Origin of the sequence: Porphyromonas sp. COT-239 OH1446 (genome assembly GCF_000768875.1) — a bacterium.
Taxonomy (GTDB): Bacteria; Bacteroidota; Bacteroidia; order Bacteroidales; family Porphyromonadaceae; genus Porphyromonas.
Window position 1 is genome coordinate 92339 of the sequence record NZ_JRAO01000015.1, and the last position, 19532, is coordinate 111870.

The 19532-nt window shown below is 55.0% G+C and carries 19 protein-coding genes and 1 riboswitch; of the genes, 9 read left to right on the plus strand and 10 right to left on the minus strand.

Annotated features, from left to right (window positions below; genetic code table 11):
* The first annotated feature begins 72 nt into the window (after positions 1–72).
* From rnpA to HQ37_RS03655, 7 genes are all read left to right on the plus strand, one after another.
* Positions 73–501: a ribonuclease P protein component gene (gene rnpA / locus HQ37_RS03625; RefSeq protein ID WP_036880612.1), complete on the plus strand. Its 429-nt coding sequence runs from the start codon at positions 73–75 to the stop codon at positions 499–501.
* On the plus strand, positions 480–740 hold the full coding sequence (gene yidD, locus HQ37_RS03630) for a membrane protein insertion efficiency factor YidD (protein ID WP_052080730.1): 261 nt from the start codon (positions 480–482) through the stop codon (positions 738–740). Before rnpA ends, yidD begins: the two co-directional genes overlap by 22 nt.
* 5 nt (positions 741–745) lie before the next feature.
* The gene (locus tag HQ37_RS03635; protein WP_052080731.1) at positions 746–1429 is read left to right on the plus strand and encodes a TatD family hydrolase; all 684 of its coding nucleotides are present in this window, start codon (positions 746–748) and stop codon (positions 1427–1429) included.
* Positions 1430–1432: 3 nt separating this feature from the next.
* On the plus strand, positions 1433–1810 hold the full coding sequence (gene crcB / locus HQ37_RS03640) for a fluoride efflux transporter CrcB (RefSeq protein WP_036880621.1): 378 nt from the start codon (positions 1433–1435) through the stop codon (positions 1808–1810).
* A 67-nt stretch (positions 1811–1877) separates the two neighbouring features.
* Positions 1878–2606 carry a tRNA (adenosine(37)-N6)-threonylcarbamoyltransferase complex dimerization subunit type 1 TsaB gene (gene tsaB / locus HQ37_RS03645; protein ID WP_081951749.1) on the plus strand — a complete coding sequence of 243 codons (729 nt, stop codon included), beginning with the start codon at positions 1878–1880 and terminating at the stop codon, positions 2604–2606.
* Positions 2607–2621: 15 nt separating this feature from the next.
* Complete coding sequence (locus HQ37_RS03650) at positions 2622–4622, plus strand: AAA family ATPase (protein WP_036880624.1); 2001 nt, start codon at positions 2622–2624, stop codon at positions 4620–4622.
* The gene (locus HQ37_RS03655) at positions 4619–5077 is read left to right on the plus strand and encodes a single-stranded DNA-binding protein (RefSeq protein ID WP_052080732.1); all 459 of its coding nucleotides are present in this window, start codon (positions 4619–4621) and stop codon (positions 5075–5077) included. Before HQ37_RS03650 ends, HQ37_RS03655 begins: the two co-directional genes overlap by 4 nt.
* Before the next feature lie 173 nt (positions 5078–5250).
* Here HQ37_RS03655 and HQ37_RS03660 read toward each other — a convergent pair whose 3' ends face one another.
* From HQ37_RS03660 to HQ37_RS03680, 5 genes are all read right to left on the minus strand, one after another.
* Entirely contained in the window at positions 5251–5736 is a 486-nt protein-coding gene (locus tag HQ37_RS03660; protein WP_036880625.1) for a ferritin, read from the minus strand.
* Positions 5737–5821: 85 nt separating this feature from the next.
* Complete coding sequence (locus HQ37_RS03665) at positions 5822–6370, minus strand: histidine phosphatase family protein (protein ID WP_036880627.1); 549 nt, start codon at positions 6368–6370, stop codon at positions 5822–5824.
* A 56-nt stretch (positions 6371–6426) separates the two neighbouring features.
* On the minus strand, positions 6427–6924 hold the full coding sequence (locus tag HQ37_RS03670) for a S4 domain-containing protein (RefSeq protein ID WP_036880630.1): 498 nt from the start codon (positions 6922–6924) through the stop codon (positions 6427–6429).
* 31 nt (positions 6925–6955) lie between these two features.
* Positions 6956–8014 carry a glycosyltransferase family 9 protein gene (locus HQ37_RS03675; protein ID WP_036880631.1) on the minus strand — a complete coding sequence of 353 codons (1059 nt, stop codon included), beginning with the start codon at positions 8012–8014 and terminating at the stop codon, positions 6956–6958.
* 36 nt (positions 8015–8050) lie between these two features.
* Positions 8051–8659: a DUF4254 domain-containing protein gene (locus HQ37_RS03680; protein ID WP_036880636.1), complete on the minus strand. Its 609-nt coding sequence runs from the start codon at positions 8657–8659 to the stop codon at positions 8051–8053.
* Positions 8660–9296: 637 nt separating this feature from the next.
* On the opposite strand from HQ37_RS03680, the gene HQ37_RS03685 reads away from it, so the two are divergent.
* Positions 9297–10184, plus strand: a complete 888-nt coding sequence (locus tag HQ37_RS03685; protein WP_036880639.1) for a glycosyltransferase family 32 protein — start codon at positions 9297–9299, stop codon at positions 10182–10184.
* 100 nt (positions 10185–10284) lie between these two features.
* Here HQ37_RS03685 and HQ37_RS03690 read toward each other — a convergent pair whose 3' ends face one another.
* The 4 genes from HQ37_RS03690 to HQ37_RS08370 all read right to left on the minus strand — a co-directional run bounded on the left by HQ37_RS03690 (position 10285) and on the right by HQ37_RS08370 (position 14639).
* On the minus strand, positions 10285–11040 hold the full coding sequence (locus tag HQ37_RS03690; protein ID WP_036880641.1) for a succinate dehydrogenase/fumarate reductase iron-sulfur subunit: 756 nt from the start codon (positions 11038–11040) through the stop codon (positions 10285–10287).
* A 23-nt stretch (positions 11041–11063) separates the two neighbouring features.
* A complete protein-coding gene (locus tag HQ37_RS03695) occupies positions 11064–13007 on the minus strand; it encodes a fumarate reductase/succinate dehydrogenase flavoprotein subunit (RefSeq protein WP_036880643.1) in 1944 nt (647 codons plus the stop codon).
* Positions 13008–13044: 37 nt separating this feature from the next.
* Complete coding sequence (locus HQ37_RS03700) at positions 13045–13758, minus strand: fumarate reductase (RefSeq protein WP_036880645.1); 714 nt, start codon at positions 13756–13758, stop codon at positions 13045–13047.
* Positions 13759–14359: 601 nt separating this feature from the next.
* A riboswitch (TPP riboswitch) is annotated at positions 14360–14478 on the plus strand.
* A 17-nt stretch (positions 14479–14495) separates the two neighbouring features.
* On the minus strand, positions 14496–14639 hold the full coding sequence (locus tag HQ37_RS08370; RefSeq protein WP_160215062.1) for a hypothetical protein: 144 nt from the start codon (positions 14637–14639) through the stop codon (positions 14496–14498).
* A 20-nt stretch (positions 14640–14659) separates the two neighbouring features.
* Here HQ37_RS08370 and HQ37_RS03705 point away from each other — a divergent pair, with 20 nt between their 5' ends.
* Positions 14660–16876, plus strand: a complete 2217-nt coding sequence (locus HQ37_RS03705) for a TonB-dependent receptor (protein WP_152566780.1) — start codon at positions 14660–14662, stop codon at positions 16874–16876.
* A gap of 273 nt (positions 16877–17149) precedes the next feature.
* On the opposite strand, the gene HQ37_RS03710 is transcribed toward HQ37_RS03705, so the two are convergent.
* The gene (locus tag HQ37_RS03710) at positions 17150–19492 is read right to left on the minus strand and encodes a family 20 glycosylhydrolase (RefSeq protein WP_036880651.1); all 2343 of its coding nucleotides are present in this window, start codon (positions 19490–19492) and stop codon (positions 17150–17152) included.
* Positions 19493–19532 lie beyond the last annotated feature (40 nt).

Here is a 19532-nt window from a genome sequence, read left to right on the forward strand (position 1 = left end):
TATCTACAGTAAGGCGTGTGTCAGAGGACAAGCTCTCCTGACACACGCCTTGCCGTTCGACACCAGTGCAATATGTATAGCGACCCACCCCAGCCCTCGCAGACCTTCCCCAAGCAGGAGCGACTCTGCCTCAAGAGAGACGTCCAAAGGCTCTTTGCCTCGGGAGAGTCTTTCATTGCCTATCCGCTCAGGGTGGTCTACCTGCTCGAGAGTCAGCAGCAGGGTGCGCAAGCCCAAGTGCTCGTCTCCGTCGGGAAGAAGTACTTTCGCCGAGCCAACAAACGCAATCGGGTCAAGCGACTTATACGAGAAGCCTATCGGCGCAACAAAGCCTCCTTCATCGCCCACCTAAGCCAGCAAAACCTACATGGCTACCTCGGCTTCATGTGCGTGAGCAAGGAGCTCCCCACCTACAACGACGTCGAGCGAGCCATACACAAGGCCCTGGGACGCATCATCCAACGCCATCAGCCTAGCCCATGCCCTCCACCTCAGTCCTAAATCGAGCCTTGCACGCTCTCAGGCTACTCGCCTCATGGATGCTGCTCCTGCCAATCTACTTCTACAAGGCCGCCATCTCGCCCCTCTTCCCCCCTGCCTGCCGCTTCACCCCAAGTTGCTCGACCTATGCGGTCGAGGCCATCAAGCGACATGGGCCCATCAAGGGGCTATGGCTTGCCATCAAACGCATCCTACGCTGCAACCCCTGGGGCGGCTGTGGGCACGACCCTGTTCCCTAGACGAGATGAGCGCATCCCCCGCCCTCCTAGACCTCCACACCCACCACCCCGGGGCAAGCCCCGAGGGGAGTGTCCAGATCCTTAGCCTAAGGCCCTCTGAGCCCCTCCTAGAGCCCGAGCGATGGCACAGCCGAGGGCTGCACCCATGGTACGCAGAGGACCTCACCCGAGAGGCCCTCGAGCGGCTCGAGAGACAACTCTGCGATCCTCACTGCATCGCCCTCGGAGAGGCAGGGCTAGATCGCCTTACCAACAGCGACCTTGCTCTACAGATCGAATACTTCGAGCATCAGATAGAGCTCTCCGAGCAGATTCATCTCCCACTCATCATCCACTGCGTCAAGGCCTGGGATCTCTTGCTCAGCCTACACAAGCGGATGCGTCCACGATCGAGTTGGATCGTCCATGGCTTCCGCTCAGGAGCGATTCTAGCGGCTCAACTGCTGGCCAAGGGGCTAGTCCTCAGCTTCGGGCCTAGGCATCAGTTAGAGAGCCTCCGCCTAGCCTTCACCGCTGGGGCAGCCCTCCTTGAGACAGATGAGGCCTCCGCCAGCATCCTCGAGGTTTATATCCAGGCCTCTAGCGAGCTGGAGATCCCTCTCGAGAGGCTAAGAGAGCAAATTTGGACAACGGGGCTGAGGTATTGCCCCAGGATCGGGGCAATACCTTACCCCAAAGAGGAGACATAGGTCATGCAACTACTTTGGGTCGGTCTAGGAAGTGCTCTCGGAGGCATGCTGCGCTACCTCGTAGGGCTTTGGATCTCGGGTAGAGTGGAGGCAGGGCTCCCGATCGCCACCCTAGTGGTTAATCTGTTGGGTAGCCTGCTGCTAGGTTGCCTCATGGGTATTTTGGGGCGGATAGAAGGCCCCAGCGAAGCCCTAAGGCTTACCCTCGGGATCGGGCTCTGTGGGGGCTTCACCACCTTTTCCACTCTCTCGTGGGAGGTCGTCTCCCTCTTCACCTCGGGTAGCTGGCAGCTGGCCCTGCTGTACCTCCTCATCACGCTCTTGGGTGGACTGCTGCTCTGCCTCATGGGTTACCTCTTCTGCAGCCTGACACTACACTAAGCCCTAGGACTACGAACAAACTATAAAGGCTAATGTCTACCTTTGTAGACCAATCACAAGCTCAGATATGACACCAGAACAAGATACTCTTCCTCTCCCCCTCATCCTTGCCCTTGATAGCTCTACGGCCACCGCCTCGGTAGCCCTTGGGACTAATGAGAAGACCCTTTACCACCTCACCAGCGACAGCCACGGCGAGCATGCAGCACATCTAGCCCCTATGGTAGATCAAGCCCTGGAGCACCTTCGCTCCGAAGGGCTTAGCCTCGATGCTATTGCCATAGCTGCAGGGCCAGGCAGCTACACGGGTCTGCGCATTGCCTCCTCGCTGGCCAAAGGGCTGGCTATGGGCTTTGGCCTCCCACTCGTCGCCATCTCTACGCTGGAGCTCATGGCCTCAGGCTATCGAGCTCAGCTCAACGAGATCGCCCCCGAGAGTCGCCTCTGCCCGATGATTGATGCCCGACGGATGGAGGTCTACACCACGACTTTCGACAGCTCGCTCGGGCGTCTAGAGGCCGATCGACCTGTAGTCCTAGAGGGGACGCCTCTCTATGCCGATCTTGGGGAGCGACCCTACTACTTCTTCGGCTCAGGGGCGGCTAAGCTCGAGGGTCTATGGCCTGGGTATAGCTACTCCATAGCCTCAGACTTCGTCCCAAAGGCTCAATATATGCTTCCCCTGGCTACTGAGGCCTACCGTAGAGGGGACTTCGTTGATCTGGCCTACTGGAATCCCTCTTACCTCAAAGAGTATGTAGCTACCATTGCCAAAAACAAGGTATTAGGTCGTTAGTCCCCTCCCTCAGCGATGCACGAGCTAGACCCTACCAACCTCGAGCAAGCGGCTCTACTGCACCTGCTCGACCAGTCGAATGACTGCCTCTTCCTCACAGGTAAGGCAGGCACGGGTAAGTCTACGCTATTGCGCTACATCAAGGAGCATACCCGCAAGCGTCATGTCGTCCTCGCCTCGACGGGCATTGCCGCCCTAAATGTAGGCGGACAGACCATACACTCCTTCTTCAAGCTCCCCCTACGCCCCCTGCCTCCAGACGACCCAGAGCTCTCCACCGCCCGCAATCAGATCTATCAGACACTCCGCTATACAGCGGCACAGAGAGAGTTGATCCGCAGCCTCGAGCTCATCATCATCGACGAGGTCTCGATGGTACGGGCGGATGTGGTCGATGCCATAGACCGCATCCTGAGGGCCTACTCTCGCTATCGAACCCTACCCTTCGGGGGCATTCAGATCCTCTTCGTCGGGGATCTCTACCAGTTAGAGCCTGTGATCACAGGCGAGGAGCGAGGAATACTAGATCGCTTCTATCGGACACACTTCTTCTTCGGGGCGCAGGTCTTCGTCCATCACCGACCCCCGATTACGATCGAGCTGACCAAGGTCTACCGTCAGAGCGACCCGACCTTCGTCGGCATCCTCGACCGCATTCGCTGTGCCCAGGCCTCCCAGACAGACCTCAACAGCCTCAACCAGCGGTATGCACCCGAATATCAACCTCAGGACGAGGAGCTTGTCATTACCCTCGGCACAAAGCGTCGCCAAGTGTCTGCCATCAATGAGCGTCAGCTTGGCCTCATCGCTGAACCCGCCCATAGCTTTGTAGGGCAGATAGAGGGGGAGTTTCCCGAGACCTCTCTGCCCACTGAGGAGAGTCTCGTCCTCAAGGTCGGGGCTCAGGTCATGTTCATCCACAACGACCGAGACAAGCGATGGGTCAATGGTACTATCGCCCGAGTGGAGCGCATAGAGGCCGAGGAGGGGCACGTCTACGTCCGCCTCGAGGATGGGGCAATCTATCTCGTTGAGCCGCAGACCTGGGAGAACCAACGCTATACCTACGACGAAGAGGAGCGACGCATCCGTACCCTCGTCGTCGGGCGCTTTACTCAGCTTCCTCTGAAACTAGCTTGGGCCATCACCACGCACAAGAGCCAGGGCTTGACCTTCGACCGAGTAATCATTGACTTTAGCGACCGAGCCTTCGCCGCTGGACAAGCCTATGTAGCCCTGAGCCGATGCCGCAGTCTAGAGGGGATGTATCTGCGTAGCCCTCTCTCCCGCAGGGACGTTATTGTCAGCCTTGATGTCCCTCGCTTCTATGCCCATGCCAACAACGAGGGCGAGATCACAGCCTCGCTGGAGCGAGCTGAAGCACAGCGTGGCTACATAGAGGCCTGCCAGCTGTGGAATAGGGGGGCTTATGCCGAAGCCATCACTGCCCTCTCAGGGGCTATTGAGCGGAGCAACGAGCTCAGCCACCCTACCCTACGCCGTATGCTCGCAAGCAAGCTGCAGCGTGTGCCTCAACTTCAGCGACAGCTGGAGGAGCAACGAAGGCATATTGCCCGCCAAGATGAACTCCTTAGGGGATTGGCCCAGGAACACACCCAGCTCGGCGATGAATGCCTCTCTGAGGTCAAAGATGCCCGAGCGGCTCTACGCTGCTACGACAAGGCCCTGCGCCTCGACAGCCGATGCCTCGGCTCTATGATCGGGCGAGGACGTGCTCTGCTACAGCTGGGCAAGGCAAATGAAGCCTTACGAAGTCTGCGCTCCGCCCTTGAGCTCTCGCCTAGAAGCCTAGAGGCTAACTATCACTTCGGCCATGCCCTCCACGAGCGTAGGCACTACGAGGAGGCCCTGCAACCTCTACTGAAGGCTTTCGAGATCGCCCCTGAGCATCGCCCCTCCTGTCGCCTGCTTGTCGATGTGTATGAGCGGCTCGAGAGGGAAGATGATGCCGAGTTCATGCGCCGACACCTTCGCTCAATCTCCAAAAAGCTATGAAGCAACCCCTTCCCTCCCCATACCCCATCAACCTCGTCCTACTGAGCGGTGAGGTCGAGAGCAATCCCGAGATCCGCTACCTTGGCTACGAGCTGCCGACAGCACGCTTTCGTCTGATGACCTGCGAATGCATCCCCCTCTACGATGGCTCAGGAGAGCGAGAGCAAAGGCTCTGGCATCACATCCGAGCCCATGGGCCTCTAGCAGGCTGGGTGGAGGAGCACCTCAGGCAGGGTGATCGAGTGGCATTGGAGGGCAAGATAGCCTCCTTCACAGAGACGGATCGACTGGGGAATAGACACTTTGTAACCGAGATCACGGCGCAGAAGATCCAGCTCCTGCCCCGAGAGGAAGAGCCCTCACAAGAGCTGCAAGAGGAGGTGCTTCGGCAAGAGGCTCCCGAGCTGAACTGGTCAGACTTCGCCCCGAGTGAGGGGGAAGATCCCTTCGCCTAACCCCATCGAGGGGGCTCTTCGGACTCGGTGGAGGGCGGGGAGGGAGAGCGGCATAGGAGGCAGTCTGGATCGACCCGCCAACACTATAGCTATAGAAACATATAGAGGTCAGTAGAGCCATGGCTCTACTGACCTCTATATGTTTATGGCCCTAGATAAGGGCTCAGGAGAGATTACTTGCGCTGTGCCAGCTCTCTATCGAGAAACATGATCGCATGCCCCTGAGCGAGCTCAAGCTGCTCTACAAGGCCAGCAGCGGAAGCCTCCTCCTCTACCTGCTCGCGGATGTACTTCCAGAAGAAGTCCTGAGAGGCCATATCCTTCTCTTCAGAGGCCAGCCGTACGATCTGCTGGATCTTCTCCGACACCTCGCACTCATGCTCGTAGACTTGCTTGGCAATGGCCATAGGCGATTCGAACTCGGTGGGTACAGCTGGGATCGCTCCGATCTTCACCTCTCCACCACGAGTGATCAAATAGTGCATCATATCCTCAGCGTGCTCGTTCTCCTCTGCAGACTGCTTACGCATCCAGTGGGCAAAGCCATTGAGGCCCTTCTGAGCGAAGTGAACGGACATAGAGAGGTAAATGTTAGCAGACCACATCTCGAAGTTGATCTGTTCGTTGATGGCATCCTGCATTCTTTGCGTTAGCTTCATCTTCTTGTGTTTTGAGGCTAGAGTCTATAAAAGCTCTAGCAGTTGGACAATCTTATTACTTTGTAAATAGTATCGTTGCAGAGGATCAGAACTCCAGCTCCGTTACAGAACCAAAGCCTGGCAAGAGAGCAAAGGCATTCCGTAGCTCACACTCCCCCGAGAGGGCACGAGCACAGTTGATTACCCCCCCATGACAGAAGACAAGGATCGAGCTATAGCCCCAAGCCTTCTGCTCGAGGATGAAGTCCCTAACCCTCTCATACTGCATCATCAGAGATTCGCCCCCAGGGGTCGGGTGGTCAATATAGTAAGAGAAGAACTCCTCATAGCTCTTGCCCTGCATCAGCTCGGCCCAAGGGCGCAGCTCCCACGCTCCAAAGTTCATTTCCTTGAGGCGATCATCCCTCTGAGCATCAGGGTAACCAACGTAGGCAGCAAGCTTAGCTGCACGAGAGAGGGGGCTGGTGAAGACTGCCTCCACTGGAGCTTCTCCTCGAAGGAGTGTCTCAAGCGTTTGCTTGGTTTGCTCAGCCTCCTGCTCGAAGCTCTCTCGAGTCTGCACGTCGCTGAAGCCGTAGCAAGTCTCATTGCCATCGAGGACGACCGAGGTATGTCTAACGATATAAACCTTCATTTATCTGAATACAATGTCTCTACCCCAAGTAACCATAAGGTCGAGGTTAAAGTTCGCTAATCGTCGTCTCGGTAGCGAAATCGGCCCTTCGAACCACGAGGCGAGGACGGACGCCGCATTTGCGCTCGCTTGCTCGAGTGGCGCATAGGTAGGACGTCCCAAGAGTGCTCGTCGTCCCATACCTCATTGCGCAGGCGGGCAGCACGTTTGTTCTCGGGATTGTTCTTGCTCGTTTTACGTAGGGCTGCGCTCTTGCTTTGGACCTGTAGTCTTTGGCTCTCCGCTCGCTCCTCGGCACGACCCTTGGGGCGGGGTCGAGCGTCGTCTCGCTGCTCTTTCTGCACCTGCTTCTGCATGGCTGCATGCTCCTGGAGCAGTTCCTTGACGGGCAGATCTACCTCGTCGAAGAAGACAACATCGCCTAGATCGACCATATCGCTCAGCTGAGCTCGACGGCCATTGATCTTGACTCTTCCCTGACGGATATAGTCCTCAACATCACGACGAGAGCCAAGGCCTGCGTCGCTAATCAGTTTGTTAATACGAAGTTTCATTGGAGGTATAATGTGCTAGACAAATGAGTGCTTAGGAGAGGTGAGGACTAGAGAGAACGCCCTCGATACGACGAATAATCTCATGACTGGATACAGTGCGACGACAAGGGAAGTCGCCACACAAGCAGGCTTTCACGCGCCCAAAGATGGAGCAGGGGCGGCACGATAGGTTGGGCTGTAGACAGTCCTCGAGGCTCTGCCCCAAACCGAGGAAGCCAGCCGAGGGATGGGTCGAGCACCAAAGAGAGAGGACACGGACGCCGACCATAGAGGCGAAGTGCATATTGGCACTGTCCATCGAGAGCATGCAGCGCAGGCGGCTAATGAGGGTTAGCTCCTGCGAGAGCTCGAGCCTGCCAGCGACAGAATGAACATGGGGGTAACGCTCCTGCCAGAGGCTGAGGAGCTTCTCCTCTCTCCCTCTCCCTCCGAAGAGTAAGAGCCGACAATCATCTCTAAGAGAGAGCTGGGCCACGACCTGCTCCATGAGCGAGAGGTCGTAGGTCTTAGCCTCTGTCGAGGCAAAGGGAGCAATACCTATGAGAGGTTTGTCCAAGAGGGGCGCAAGCTCGGGATGTTCCTCTGCGAGGCTCTCGATACGCCTAGGATCGATGGTTATAGGGGGTAGCTGCTGCGGAAGCTCAAGGCCTAGCAAGCCAAGCGTCTGACGCTGCAGCTCGAGCATAGAGGGCAGAGGAGTGAGATCCTTGGAGGGCGGACGGGCAACGAAGCGACGACGCTGCCGACGAGGCTTACTCAGCGTACGCACGGGCACACCACTCAGACGCAGCGACCAACCCAACAGCCGTGTACGCAGGACAGCATGCAGATCGATGACCGCATCAAAATGCTCTCGACGCAATCGATCGGCATAGCGCACCAGGCCAGATAGGTGTCGCTCCTCCCGACGAATGTCAATAGCCATGGCCTCGAGATTGCTCGGTGGATCTATCAGAAGAGCTGTCAGGAAAGGCTGCGTCAGGAGCGTGAATCGATGCGCAGGATAAGCTCGAGCCAAGGCATAGAGCACGGGCACAGCCATGGCGACGTCGCCAATGGCCGAGAGCCTCATGATCAGATAATGAGCCACAGTGGTGGGAGCTAAGGCAGGATGGGTGCTCGGGAACTAAATGCTCTGCCCTTTAAGCATCGGGTTGAGCTGAGGGTCGTTGTACATCTTCATCTGCTTGTAGACCTTCATATACTTGCGACCAGCAGAGATGTCTGCGAGCAGCTCGTCTATGGCACGGCAGAGATCTCGATCCTGCTCCTTGAGTGTAGCTAGCTTGCCGAGACACTTGTCCTTGAGTACTGGATCGCTCGCTTGCTCGGCAGCCTGACCCATATAGTAGATCTTGAGCTTGAGGATAGAGAGGCGGTCGATAGCCCACGCAGGGCTCTCGGTATTGATCGTGGCCTCGGGCAGGGGCTTTATATCGGCGAACTGCTGCAGGAAGAAGCTATCAATGAGCTCCACCAGGTCTGTTCGCTCCTGATTGCTTCGATCGATGCGTCGCTTGATGCGCAGGGCCTCTTCGGCTGCGATCTCGGGGTCTCTGATAATGTCCTCCAGTCCCCATTGGGCGTGGTCGATCCAATTCTTGCGAAAGAGATCATGCTCGATCGTACGCTCGGGATAGGGATTACGAGGCTGGGCATCTACCCCCCCCTCGTGTAGATACAGGCTTACAGCCTCATCAAAGATACGAGAGGCCAGGCTACTGAAATTGTTCATACTACTGAGTAATAAGTAAGTGTCGTATGCAGATGCTACGGCCTCAAAGATAGATAAAAAACGCCAATGCGACACCTCCTCTATCGCCTAGAGCAGCACTGGGGAGAGGCTCTAAAGCTCTTGGCTCGAGGAGGAGGACAGCCATTGAGGGAGGAGATGTCCCCATCACAAACGAGCTAGACCTCAACATCGGGAAGAGGACTCCCTGTGCACTAGGTAAATATATCTATCGAGCGAGGGGACATCAGACCCTCTCGAACACACTAGAGAGGGCCCCCGTCCACTGCCCTATAGCCTCGGGCAAACGAACTAAGTAGGATCGCACTCGAGATCTAAGTAGGAGCTCAATCGAACTCCTATCTATACCTCGAGTAAAGACCTATCTAAGTCTCCAGAAAAAGTCTATCGAAGCCTCGATCGGGGTCTCATCTAGCCCCTCAGTCGAGGCCCTACTGAGAGTGCTGCGCCCTCCCCCCAGAGAGCAAGCTCGAGGGGCTAAGAGCTACACTACGATAGGGGTTAGACGAGGGATGTGGAGGCAGAGAGACCATTGCGCTCGGGGTAAGAGGAGAGGTGGCAGTTTATTTTGCTTATTTTTGTTCGTACAAGCATTCATTCTACCGCAGACGAAGAGATTATGAAGCCCAAAGATTACGAAGCCTTGCTCCCCACGATAGAGCTCGGGGACTGTATCCCCAGGCTCATCCATCAGACCTACAAGAGCAAAACAGACCTGGAGGAAAAGCTCCTGGACAACATCGAGCGGATCAAGCAGATGAACCCCTCCTGGAGCTATACCCTCTACGACGATGAGGATATACGAGACTTCATCCAGGGCGAGTATGGGCTAGAGGTTTGGCAGTACTACGAGCGGATCGAGCGATCCTATGGGGCTGCACGGGCCGACCTCTTTAGGTATCTGCTCATGTACAAGCGGGGCGGGGTGTATCTAGACATCAAGTCTAGCTTCACACAGCCATTGGACGAGGTCTTGTCCGACAGCGACCTATACATCCTCTCCCCCTGGGACAACCTCCCAGGGCAGGAGTATGAAGGCTTTGGCATGCTGCCCGAGCTGACCTTCCTCCCCAGGGGCGAATACATCCAGTGGGCAATTATCTGTGCACCTGGGCACCCCTTCCTTAGGGCAGTGCTTATTCAGGTATTCAAGAACATTGATCACTACGAACCTTTCAGCTGCGGGGTAGGTCTCTATGGGGTCATCAAGACAACAGGGCCTGTAGCCTACAGCCATGCCATCGAGCCTGTTCGGCAGCAGCTCGATAAGGGAAAGTATCGTCTACTCAACTGGCCAGGGGAGGTTGGACTACAGTACTCCATATACCACCAACAGGGAGCTTATGCACACAAGAAAGCCCTCAAGGCCAACTACAACATCAAGCACATCCCCGTTATCAAGCAAAACTACCACCCACTGAAGGGCCGCCTTGTCAATGGACTGCTCTGGCTTCGCCTCGTAGGGCAGATCCTTCGGGACAAGCTCAAGCGCATCAAATCCAAATAATAGTCTCCCATCAATAGAGATGAGAGAAGGGACAAAAGATAGGGGGATGGGCTATAATAGCCCATCCCCCTAAAGCTATTGTGCGCTCGGAGACTAGAGGCTAGTCCTTGAACTTAGCCGAGAGGAACTCCCTATTCAGACGAGCAATATTGCTCACAGAGACATTCTTGGGGCATTCGACCTCACAAGCACGTGTATTCGTACAGTTACCGAAGCCGAGCTCGTCCATCTTGGCAACCATTGCCTTAGCACGACGGGCAGCCTCGACCTTACCCTGTGGCAGGAGGGCCAGCTGGCTGACCTTAGCAGAGACGAAGAGCATAGCCGAGCCATTCTTACAAGCGGCAGCACAAGCTCCACAGCCGATACAAGCAGCCGCATCCATAGCCATATCCGCATACTTCTTGGGGATGGGGATGGCATTGGCATCGGGAACTCCTCCAGTATTCACCGAGACGAAACCGCCAGCCTGGATGATCTTGTCGTAGGCCGAGCGATCAACCATAAGGTCTCTGATAATGGGGAAGCCAGCCGAACGCCAAGGTTCTACCGTAATGGTATCGCCATCGTTGAAGCGACGCATATGTAGCTGACAGGTTGTGATGCTGTCATCTGGGCCGTGAGGATGGCCGTTGATGTAGAGCGAGCACATACCGCAGATCCCTTCACGGCAGTCATGGTCAAAGACCACGGGCTCCTTGCCCTGACGGATCAACTGTTCGTTGAGTATATCAAGCATCTCGAGGAAGGAGCTTCCCTGAGAGACATTCTCGAGTGAATACGTTTCGAATGCGCCCTTAGCCTGGGGACCTCTTTGACGCCAAACCTTAACCTTGATATTGATATTCTTGTCCATTGTTTCTTGTTGCTTAGAGAGGTTTAGTTCTTATAGTTACGCTGCTGACGCACTACGAACTCGTAGTCTAGTGGTTCCTTGATCATGACAGGATCTTTGTCCTCGCCCTGATATTCCCAGCAAGACACGTAGGCAAACTGGTCGTCGTGGCGCATTGCCTCACCCTCCTCGGTTTGGTGTTCGAGACGGAAGTGTCCACCGCAGCTTTCCTCTCGATCGAGGGCATCGTGGGCCATCAGTTCGCCGATCTCGATGAAGTCGGCCAAGCGAAGTGCCTTCTCCAGCTCAACGTTTAGGTCATTCGCAGCACCAGGAATGCGGACGTCGCTCCAGAACTCCTTCTTCAGTTCCTTGAGCTCCTTGATAGCCTTCTCAAGGCCGGCCTTCTCACGACCCATGCCGACGAAGTCCCACATGATGTGGCCAAGTTTCTTGTGCAGGCTGTCTACGCTCTGCTTGCCCTTGATGTTCATCAGACGGGCGATGCGATCGTTGATGCCCTTCTCAGCTTCGTCGAACTCTGGACGGTCGGTGCTAAAGCGAGGTACCTGAATCTGATCTGCAAGATAATTTTGGATCGTGTAAGGGAGTACAAAGTATCCGTCTGCAAGCCCCTGCATCAGAGCCGAAGCCCCCAGTCGGTTTGCCCCGTGATCGGAGAAGTTTGCCTCTCCGATGGCGAAGAGACCTGGGATGGTGGTCTGCAGCTCATAGTCTACCCAAATCCCACCCATGGTGTAGTGGATGGCGGGATAGATCATCATGGGCGTCTCGTAGGGATTATCGTTGGTAATCTTCTCATACATTTGGAAGAGGTTACCATAGCGAGCCTCTACGACATCACGACCCAAACGCTGGATCGCAGAGGAGAAGTCTAGATATACGGCAAGACCTGTATTGTTGACACCATAGCCAGCATCACAACGCTCCTTAGCAGCACGACTGGCAACGTCTCGAGGTACGAGGTTACCGAAGGCTGGATAGCGACGCTCGAGGTAGTAGTCTCGATCCTCCTCCTTGATCTCTGTGGGGCGAATCTTGCCCTCTTGTAGCTTCTTAGCATCCTCGAGCTTTTTGGGAACCCAAATGCGACCGTCGTTGCGCAGGGACTCTGACATCAGTGTGAGCTTGGACTGGAACTCACCGTGCACAGGGATACAAGTTGGGTGGATCTGCGCCATACATGGATTGGCGAAGTAAGCTCCCTTCTTATAGCACTGCCAAGCGGCCGAGCCATTGGAGGCCATCGCATTGGTCGATAGGAAGAAGGCATTACCGTAACCACCCGTGCCGATGACTACAGCATGGGCAGCGAAACGCTCTACCTTACCAGTAACGAGGTTACGAGCGATAATCCCACGGGCACGTCCATCAATGATCACCACATCGAGCATCTCATAGCGGGTGTAGAGCTTGACAGAGCCCTTACCCACCTGACGGCTTAGAGCTGAATAGGCACCCAGCAGGAGCTGCTGCCCCGTCTGACCGCGGGCATAGAAGGTACGAGAGACCTGAGCTCCACCGAAAGAGCGGTTATCGAGCAGACCACCATATTCACGAGCGAAGGGGACACCCTGAGCGACACACTGGTCAATGATCGAGTTGGCCACCTCTGCCAGGCGATATACATTGGCCTCACGGGCACGATAGTCTCCGCCCTTGATGGTATCGTAGAAGAGACGATAGACAGAGTCGCCATCATTCTGATAATTCTTGGCAGCGTTAATTCCCCCCTGTGCAGCGATCGAGTGTGCACGACGAGGAGAGTCCTGGATACAGAAGTTGAGGACGTTGAAGCCCATCTCTCCCAGCGAAGCGGCTGCCGATGCACCTGCCAATCCTGTACCGACAACGATCACATCAAGGCGACGCTTGTTGGCGGGGTTCACCAGCTTCTGATGGTTCTTATAGTTAGTCCACTTCTCTGCGAGTGGGCCTTGAGGTATCTTAGAGTTAATCTTTGACATAGTAGTAATGTATCTGTAGATGGATCACTAAGCGAACTTATGCGAAGGGGCAAGATGCAGTCCCATTGCAAAGCGACTGGAGGAAGAAGAAGATCACCACCGCAGCAAAGCCTAGGACGATCAGTGTAGAGTAGATATTAGAGATCACCTGAAGACGCTTCATCCAGATCGTATTGTTCCATCCGATCGTGTGCAGAGCACTCCAGAAACCATGTGCCAAGTGGAACCACAGGGCAGCTAGCCATACGAGGTAGAGCAACACATAAACTGGATTGGCGAAGGTGTAGCGGATCAGGCCAGCCCCATCGGTAGGGCCATTAACCCCTGGGATACCTAGATCATGAATGTGCTGTAGCTCTGCCAGCTGCATCTTGGCCCAGAAGTTAAAGAGGTGCAGACCAAGTCCGAGCAATACTACGACACCGAGAGCCATCATGTTTTGAGAGGCCCACTCTACGCCCTGAGGCTTGCCCACGACACCATAGCGATCTGACCCACGAGCCTTACGGTTCTGATTGGTTAGGATAAGTGCGTAGACGATGTGCAAGATGAAGAGCAGTGCCAGCCCCTTAGTTGCAACTAAAGCGTACCAGTTAGCCCCGAGGAATGCACAGATCATGTTGTAACCCTCGGCCGAGAACAGAGCTACCAAGTTCATCGACATGTGGAAGGTTAGGAACAGGATCAACGCAAGCCCAGAAATACTCATCACGAGCTTGCGGCCAATCGAAGATTTAATTAACCACGACATAAAGAATTACTATTAAGTTGTTATGATGTTACTTGTCCAACCAACACGGCGTTCCCCCCACGAGTAGGTATAGAGGAAGCGTGTTTCCGCAACAAAGATAAGCGAATTAAGGAGATTATTGCACAATAATTGAAGAAAGAAAGATATAATTACACCCTCATGCTCCCTAGGATTAGGTATAAAGCCGAGCAAAGCATTCATTCTCAATGCTGCAGACCGTTCGAAGGGGTTCTCGAAGGGAAGATAAGCAAGGGATTGGGAGAAGTTCAGACAAGGTCCTATCTGAGCCCTCACAGAGACATAAGTAGGAGCTCAAGTGAAGTCCTATCTGAGCCTCCACAGAGACATAAGTAGGAGCTCAAGTGAAGTCCTATCTGAGCCTCCACAGAGACATAAGTAGGAACTCAAGTGAAGTCCTATCTGAGCCTCTGCAGAGACATAAGTAGGAGCTGGGGTGAACGCTCCCCGAGGGCGCAGACGAGGCTCTATCAAGATCTCTGCCAGGGGTCAGCAAAGGCCCGAGACAGCGAGACAAATAGGTCTCTCAGAGCATCTCTCCACCTGAGAAGATGTCGAAATAATGCGTACCTTTGTCTCGACATAAGGACAAAAGGGGTGCTAGCCTCTCAATGCCCCAGCGGCAGAGAGATCGGCAGCTGAGAACAAACCCTCATACCTGATCCAGATAGTACTGGCGTAGGGATTTATCCGTGTCGGAGGGCTCGTCTCTCAGGGATCTACCCTACTAGGCATCCGCCTCGAGCCTCACCCCACACCAACATCCACATCAGGTTCCCATCGGCAGTATTAGACCATCGACAGGTCTCATCATTGTCCTGGTCATGGAGCATCGAGGTTGATGCTTCATTATCGTTCATCATATATATACTTTATAGCAACGATGAGATCACTCATTACTCTCATGCTCGCAGGCGGTAGCCTGCTCTCGGTAGCAGCCCAATCGACTGCACCAAAGTCCTCCGAAGCAGACTCGCTTCGAGTAACCACCCTACAGGAGCTCTCCGTCGTAGGCGTACGTGCAGACAAGCGCACCCCTATGGCCTACAGCAACCTGGGCAAGAAAGAGATTGGGAAGGAGAACCTTGGCCGAGATATCCCCTTCCTGCTGCAGAGCCTTCCCTCGGTCGTCTTCTCAAGCGATGCGGGCACGGGCATCGGTTACACCTCGCTGCGTGTGCGTGGGGTGGATGCCACAGGGATCAACATCATGGTCAATGGCATCCCTCTCAACGACTCAGAGAGCCAGGCCGTCTTTTGGGTTAATATGCCCGACTTCGCCTCTAGCCTACAGGAGCTACAACTCCAGAGAGGCGTAGGGACATCGTCCAATGGAGCGGCAGCCTTCGGAGCCAGCCTCAACATGCGCACCGATCAGATCGGGCTCAAGCCCTATGCGACGGTGAGCGCAGGCGCAGGCTCGTTCGGAACTCGGAGGGCCTCGATCAAGGTAGGCACAGGACGCCTCGGCGGACGCTGGACGATCGACACCCGACTATCCCGAGTAGAGAGTGCTGGCTATGTCGATAGAGCTTCGGTAGATCAGTACGCTTACTTCCTACAAGCGAGCTATGCCACCGAGACGACAATGCTGCGCTATGTAACCTTCGGCGGTAAGCAGATCACAGGCATTGCCTGGCATGGCATCGAGGCCAGCGACGAGAAGAGCTACGGGCGCACCTACAACCCAGCTGGCTATATGTACACTGATGCTGCAGGCAAGGCACACTATTACCACGATACTGACAACTACAGCCAGCCTCATCATCAGCTCATCCTCACCCACAGCTTCTCCCCCAGGCTGACGCTCAACCTCACGGCGCACTATACAGCAGGCTTTGGCTACACAGACGAATTCAAAGCAAGCTCTTCACTCAAGAAGTACGCTCTGAAGAACTATGTAGACGCCTCGGGCAAGCAGATTAAGCGAGCGGACATCATCCGTCGCAAGTACCTCGACAATGACTTCTACGGGGTCAATGCGATGCTCAACTGGCAGCAGAGGGATTGGCAGCTCAGCGCAGGGCTTAGCGGCAATTACTACAAGGGGCTACACTATGGAGAGCGTCGCTGGATATCTAAATACCCCGAAGTGATTTACCCCGAGAGCCGCTACTATGACAATCTAGCGCACAAGACAGACCTCTCAAGCTTCGTCAAGGCCAACTGGCAACTCTCCGAGCAGCTGAACCTATTCGCTGACCTCCAGCTACGCCACATCGCCTACGACGTACAGGGGACACTGGACAAGTACAGCGATGCGACCAAGGGGATGAGGGCCATTGACCTGAAGAAGGACTTCCTCTTCCTCAACCCCAAAGCGGGTGTCTACTACCAATTCACCCCCCAGCATCATGCCTTCGCTTCGGTAGCTGTGGCACAGCGTGAGCCAGGGCGAAAGATCTACACCGAGGGGAGCAACGCTGGTGGCGCAGAGCCCAAGGCCGAGCACCTCATAGACTACGAGCTGGGCTACGGCTATCGCAGCCACAGACTAAGTCTCTCGGCTGGACTCTACTACATGAGCTATCGAGATCAGCTCGTAGCCAATGGTAAGATCAGCGATGTAGGCGAACCTCTACTGGAGAATGTTGATCATAGCTACCGCATGGGCCTTGAGCTCTCGGCTAGCTATCGCCCTACGAAGTGGCTTCGCCTCGACGGAGCTCTAGCCCTCAGCCAGTCTCGCATCAAGGACTACCACAACTTCAGCACAGGCGAGGAGGTGAAGTATAGCAATACCCCCATCGGTTACTCCCCAGAGATTGTCTCCTCTGCTGCAGCTAGCCTCGTGTTCGGGAGCTTCGAGGCTGGTCTGACCAGCCAATTCGTCGGCAAGCAGTACCTAGACAATACGGGGAGTGAGGCTCGTAAGCTACCCGCCTACCACGTCGCAGGCCTGCGCATGAGCTACGACCTCAGCCTGCCAGGGGTGAAGCGTATGAACCTCAGCCTACAGGTGAATAACCTCTTCGATGCCAAGTACTCCAGCAATGGTTGGACTTACTTCTACGTCGATGGAGGCAAGGAGGTGAGCCATGTAGGACTCTATCCGCAGGCTGGGATCAACTTCCTCCTGGGCACAAGCCTGAGCTTCTAGGTTTGCCAATCTTTTTCGTTACCTTGCTCTTGGGAGCCTCGGCCTTGGGTCGGGGCTCCCTGCTTTTTAGGGCCTAGAGAGGGGGCAGAGAGAGTCATGGTCAAGGGCGAAGAGCAGGCATAGAGATGAGACAGAGCGAGGGGTGGTCTAATCCAATGGGCTACCCACCCAAAGCTTGAGGGGCTGCCTCGAAACGATCGTTTCAAGGCAGCCCCTCTTGGCTTGATGAGGACGCTGAGGGAGCTTCACCTCAGCAGCCCTTAGACCGCCAGCTTACTTGGCAATGAAGGAGGTGATGGGGGTGAACTTATCTGCACCCTCAGCACGCATATACACCGAGGAGTCTGACCAGTAAGTGGGGAAGCCTCCGTGCACAGCCCCAATGAAGACAACCTTGATGGGGTGATAGCCAGCCTTCAGAGCGACGCTACAGTCATGTCGGCTAAACTTCTTCACCTCACCTGCATTGTCGATGATCTTCTTCCCATCAATCCAAAACTCATCATTGTCTGTAGAGAAGAAGTACACACCATCCTCAGGGATTAGGACATAACCCTCACCAATAACCGCACTGGCGTCGAACTCATCCATGTTGTTCTTGAGGCCATGGGGCTTCACACGCTCGAGCCTCTCAGCCTTGCCCTCTACCCAGTTGGTAGCATTGGCGAAGTCCGAGGCCTTGAGGTAATTCCCCATTGATCTGCGAGTCAAGAGGCCCTCTACAGGCTTCTTCAATTCGACAGCGGGGCTGAGCTCCTGCTTCTCAAAGGTGATCTCACGCACACGACTGAGCTTGCCCGAGGGCAATACCGAGGCCACCTTGATCACCTTGCTCTCCGTTACCAACAGAGGCTCAGAGTACTCCGTTGAGCTAGCTGTAGGCTCGCTGCCATCGAGGGTATAGACCATCTTGATGGGGCGTGTCGTCTTGAGCGTGAGCTGAGTGCTATCTACGAAGGCAATGAAGTCGCATGAGCCCTTGGGCTGCTCAGGCAGGGGGATGTGGTAATTAACCCCTACATGATCTAGGCGCACGTAGGCGTTGTTGATACGACGAGAGAAGTCTGCGAAGTCCTTCTTCTCCACTGGAGTCCAGGTCAGCTCGGCCAGGGCCTGCAGGCGAGGATAGGCTCGGTACTCCATAGTACGAGTATCATAGAGATACTCCCCCCACAGATTGGCCTGTGCCCCGAGGATGTGATGACGCTTATCCTCAGCGATCGTCTCAGGGACGGGGTAGTAGCTATAGACCTTCTCTAGAGGAGAGTAGCAGCAGATGGCCACAGGCTCTATCTTAGGATCACCCTGATAGTGGTCGATGTAGAGGCCACCACTACCAGGGGTCATGATCACATCATGCCCCATATTGGCACTGGCAATCCCTCCAGACTCGCCTCTCCAGCTCATGACTGTAGCCGATGGAGCTAGACCGCCCTCGAGGATTTCGTCCCAACCGATAAGCTTCTTGCCATGCTTATCTAGCATCTTCTGAGCTCGACGGATGACGTAGCTTTGCAGCTCGTGCTCATCCTTGAGCTTCTCCTGCTTGATACGCTTCTGACAGAGTGGGCAGACCTTCCATCGATCCTTAGGGCACTCGTCGCCACCGATGTGGAAGTATTCTCCTGGGAAGAGAGGGGCAACCTCGTCAATCACATCCGAAAGGAATTCGAATACTTCCTCCTTACCAGCACAGTAGACATCCAGTTCGACACCCCAGAGGTTACGCACCTTGTAGTCCTGCCCAGCCTGTGTCTTCGGGTTACAAGCGAGCTCAGGATAAGCAGAGATGGCACCCATAGCATGCCCAGGAAGCTCAATCTCTGGGATGATAGTTACGAAGCGCTCTTGAGCGTAACGGACAACCTCCTTGATCTGCTCCTGAGTATAGAAGCCCCCATACTCAGAGCCATCGCCCTCGATGCGCTTCGAACCAATCTCTGTCAGACGGGGATACTTCTTGATCTCAATGCGCCAACCCTGATCTTCGGTCAAGTGCCAATGCATGCGATTGACCTTGAACATAGAGAGGACATCGATCTGACGCTTAACATCCTCGACCGTGAGGAAGTGACGGCAGACATCAATCAATAGGCCACGATAGCCAAAGGCGGGCTCGTCCTGGACAGAGACCACAGGAGCCTTCCAGTAAACAGTTCTCACGAGACTACGGCTCTCGATCTCGGCAGGCAGAAGCTGCATTAGGGTTTGCATACCGTAGAAGAGGCCATGAGCAGAGCGTCCAACGACCTCTACCCCGCTAGCCTTGACCTCGAGAGTGTAACCCTCTTCCTTGAGCTTAAGAGAGGGATCGATACGCAGGAAGATAGAGCCTTCTGCAGACTGCTCGCCCTCTACGACAGGGAGCTTATACCCGGTCGAGGCACGCATCTTGGTTGCGAAAAACTCTGCGATCGTGCGAGCCTCTGCCCCTTGGGCAATAAGCTCGGCAGACTTACCAAGCTCAAATTCTCCACCATGCTCTGTGAGGGATAGTGGCTTGGGAATGATGTTGATTCCTTTGTTGTACTCAGGCATCGTCTTCTCGACGGCATCTGTACAGGCTGACAGCAGCAGGGTAACAGCTGTAGCCATAGTTAGCATAAATTTATTCATAGGATACACATTAATGATCTAAATTTGTGTCAATGCTATA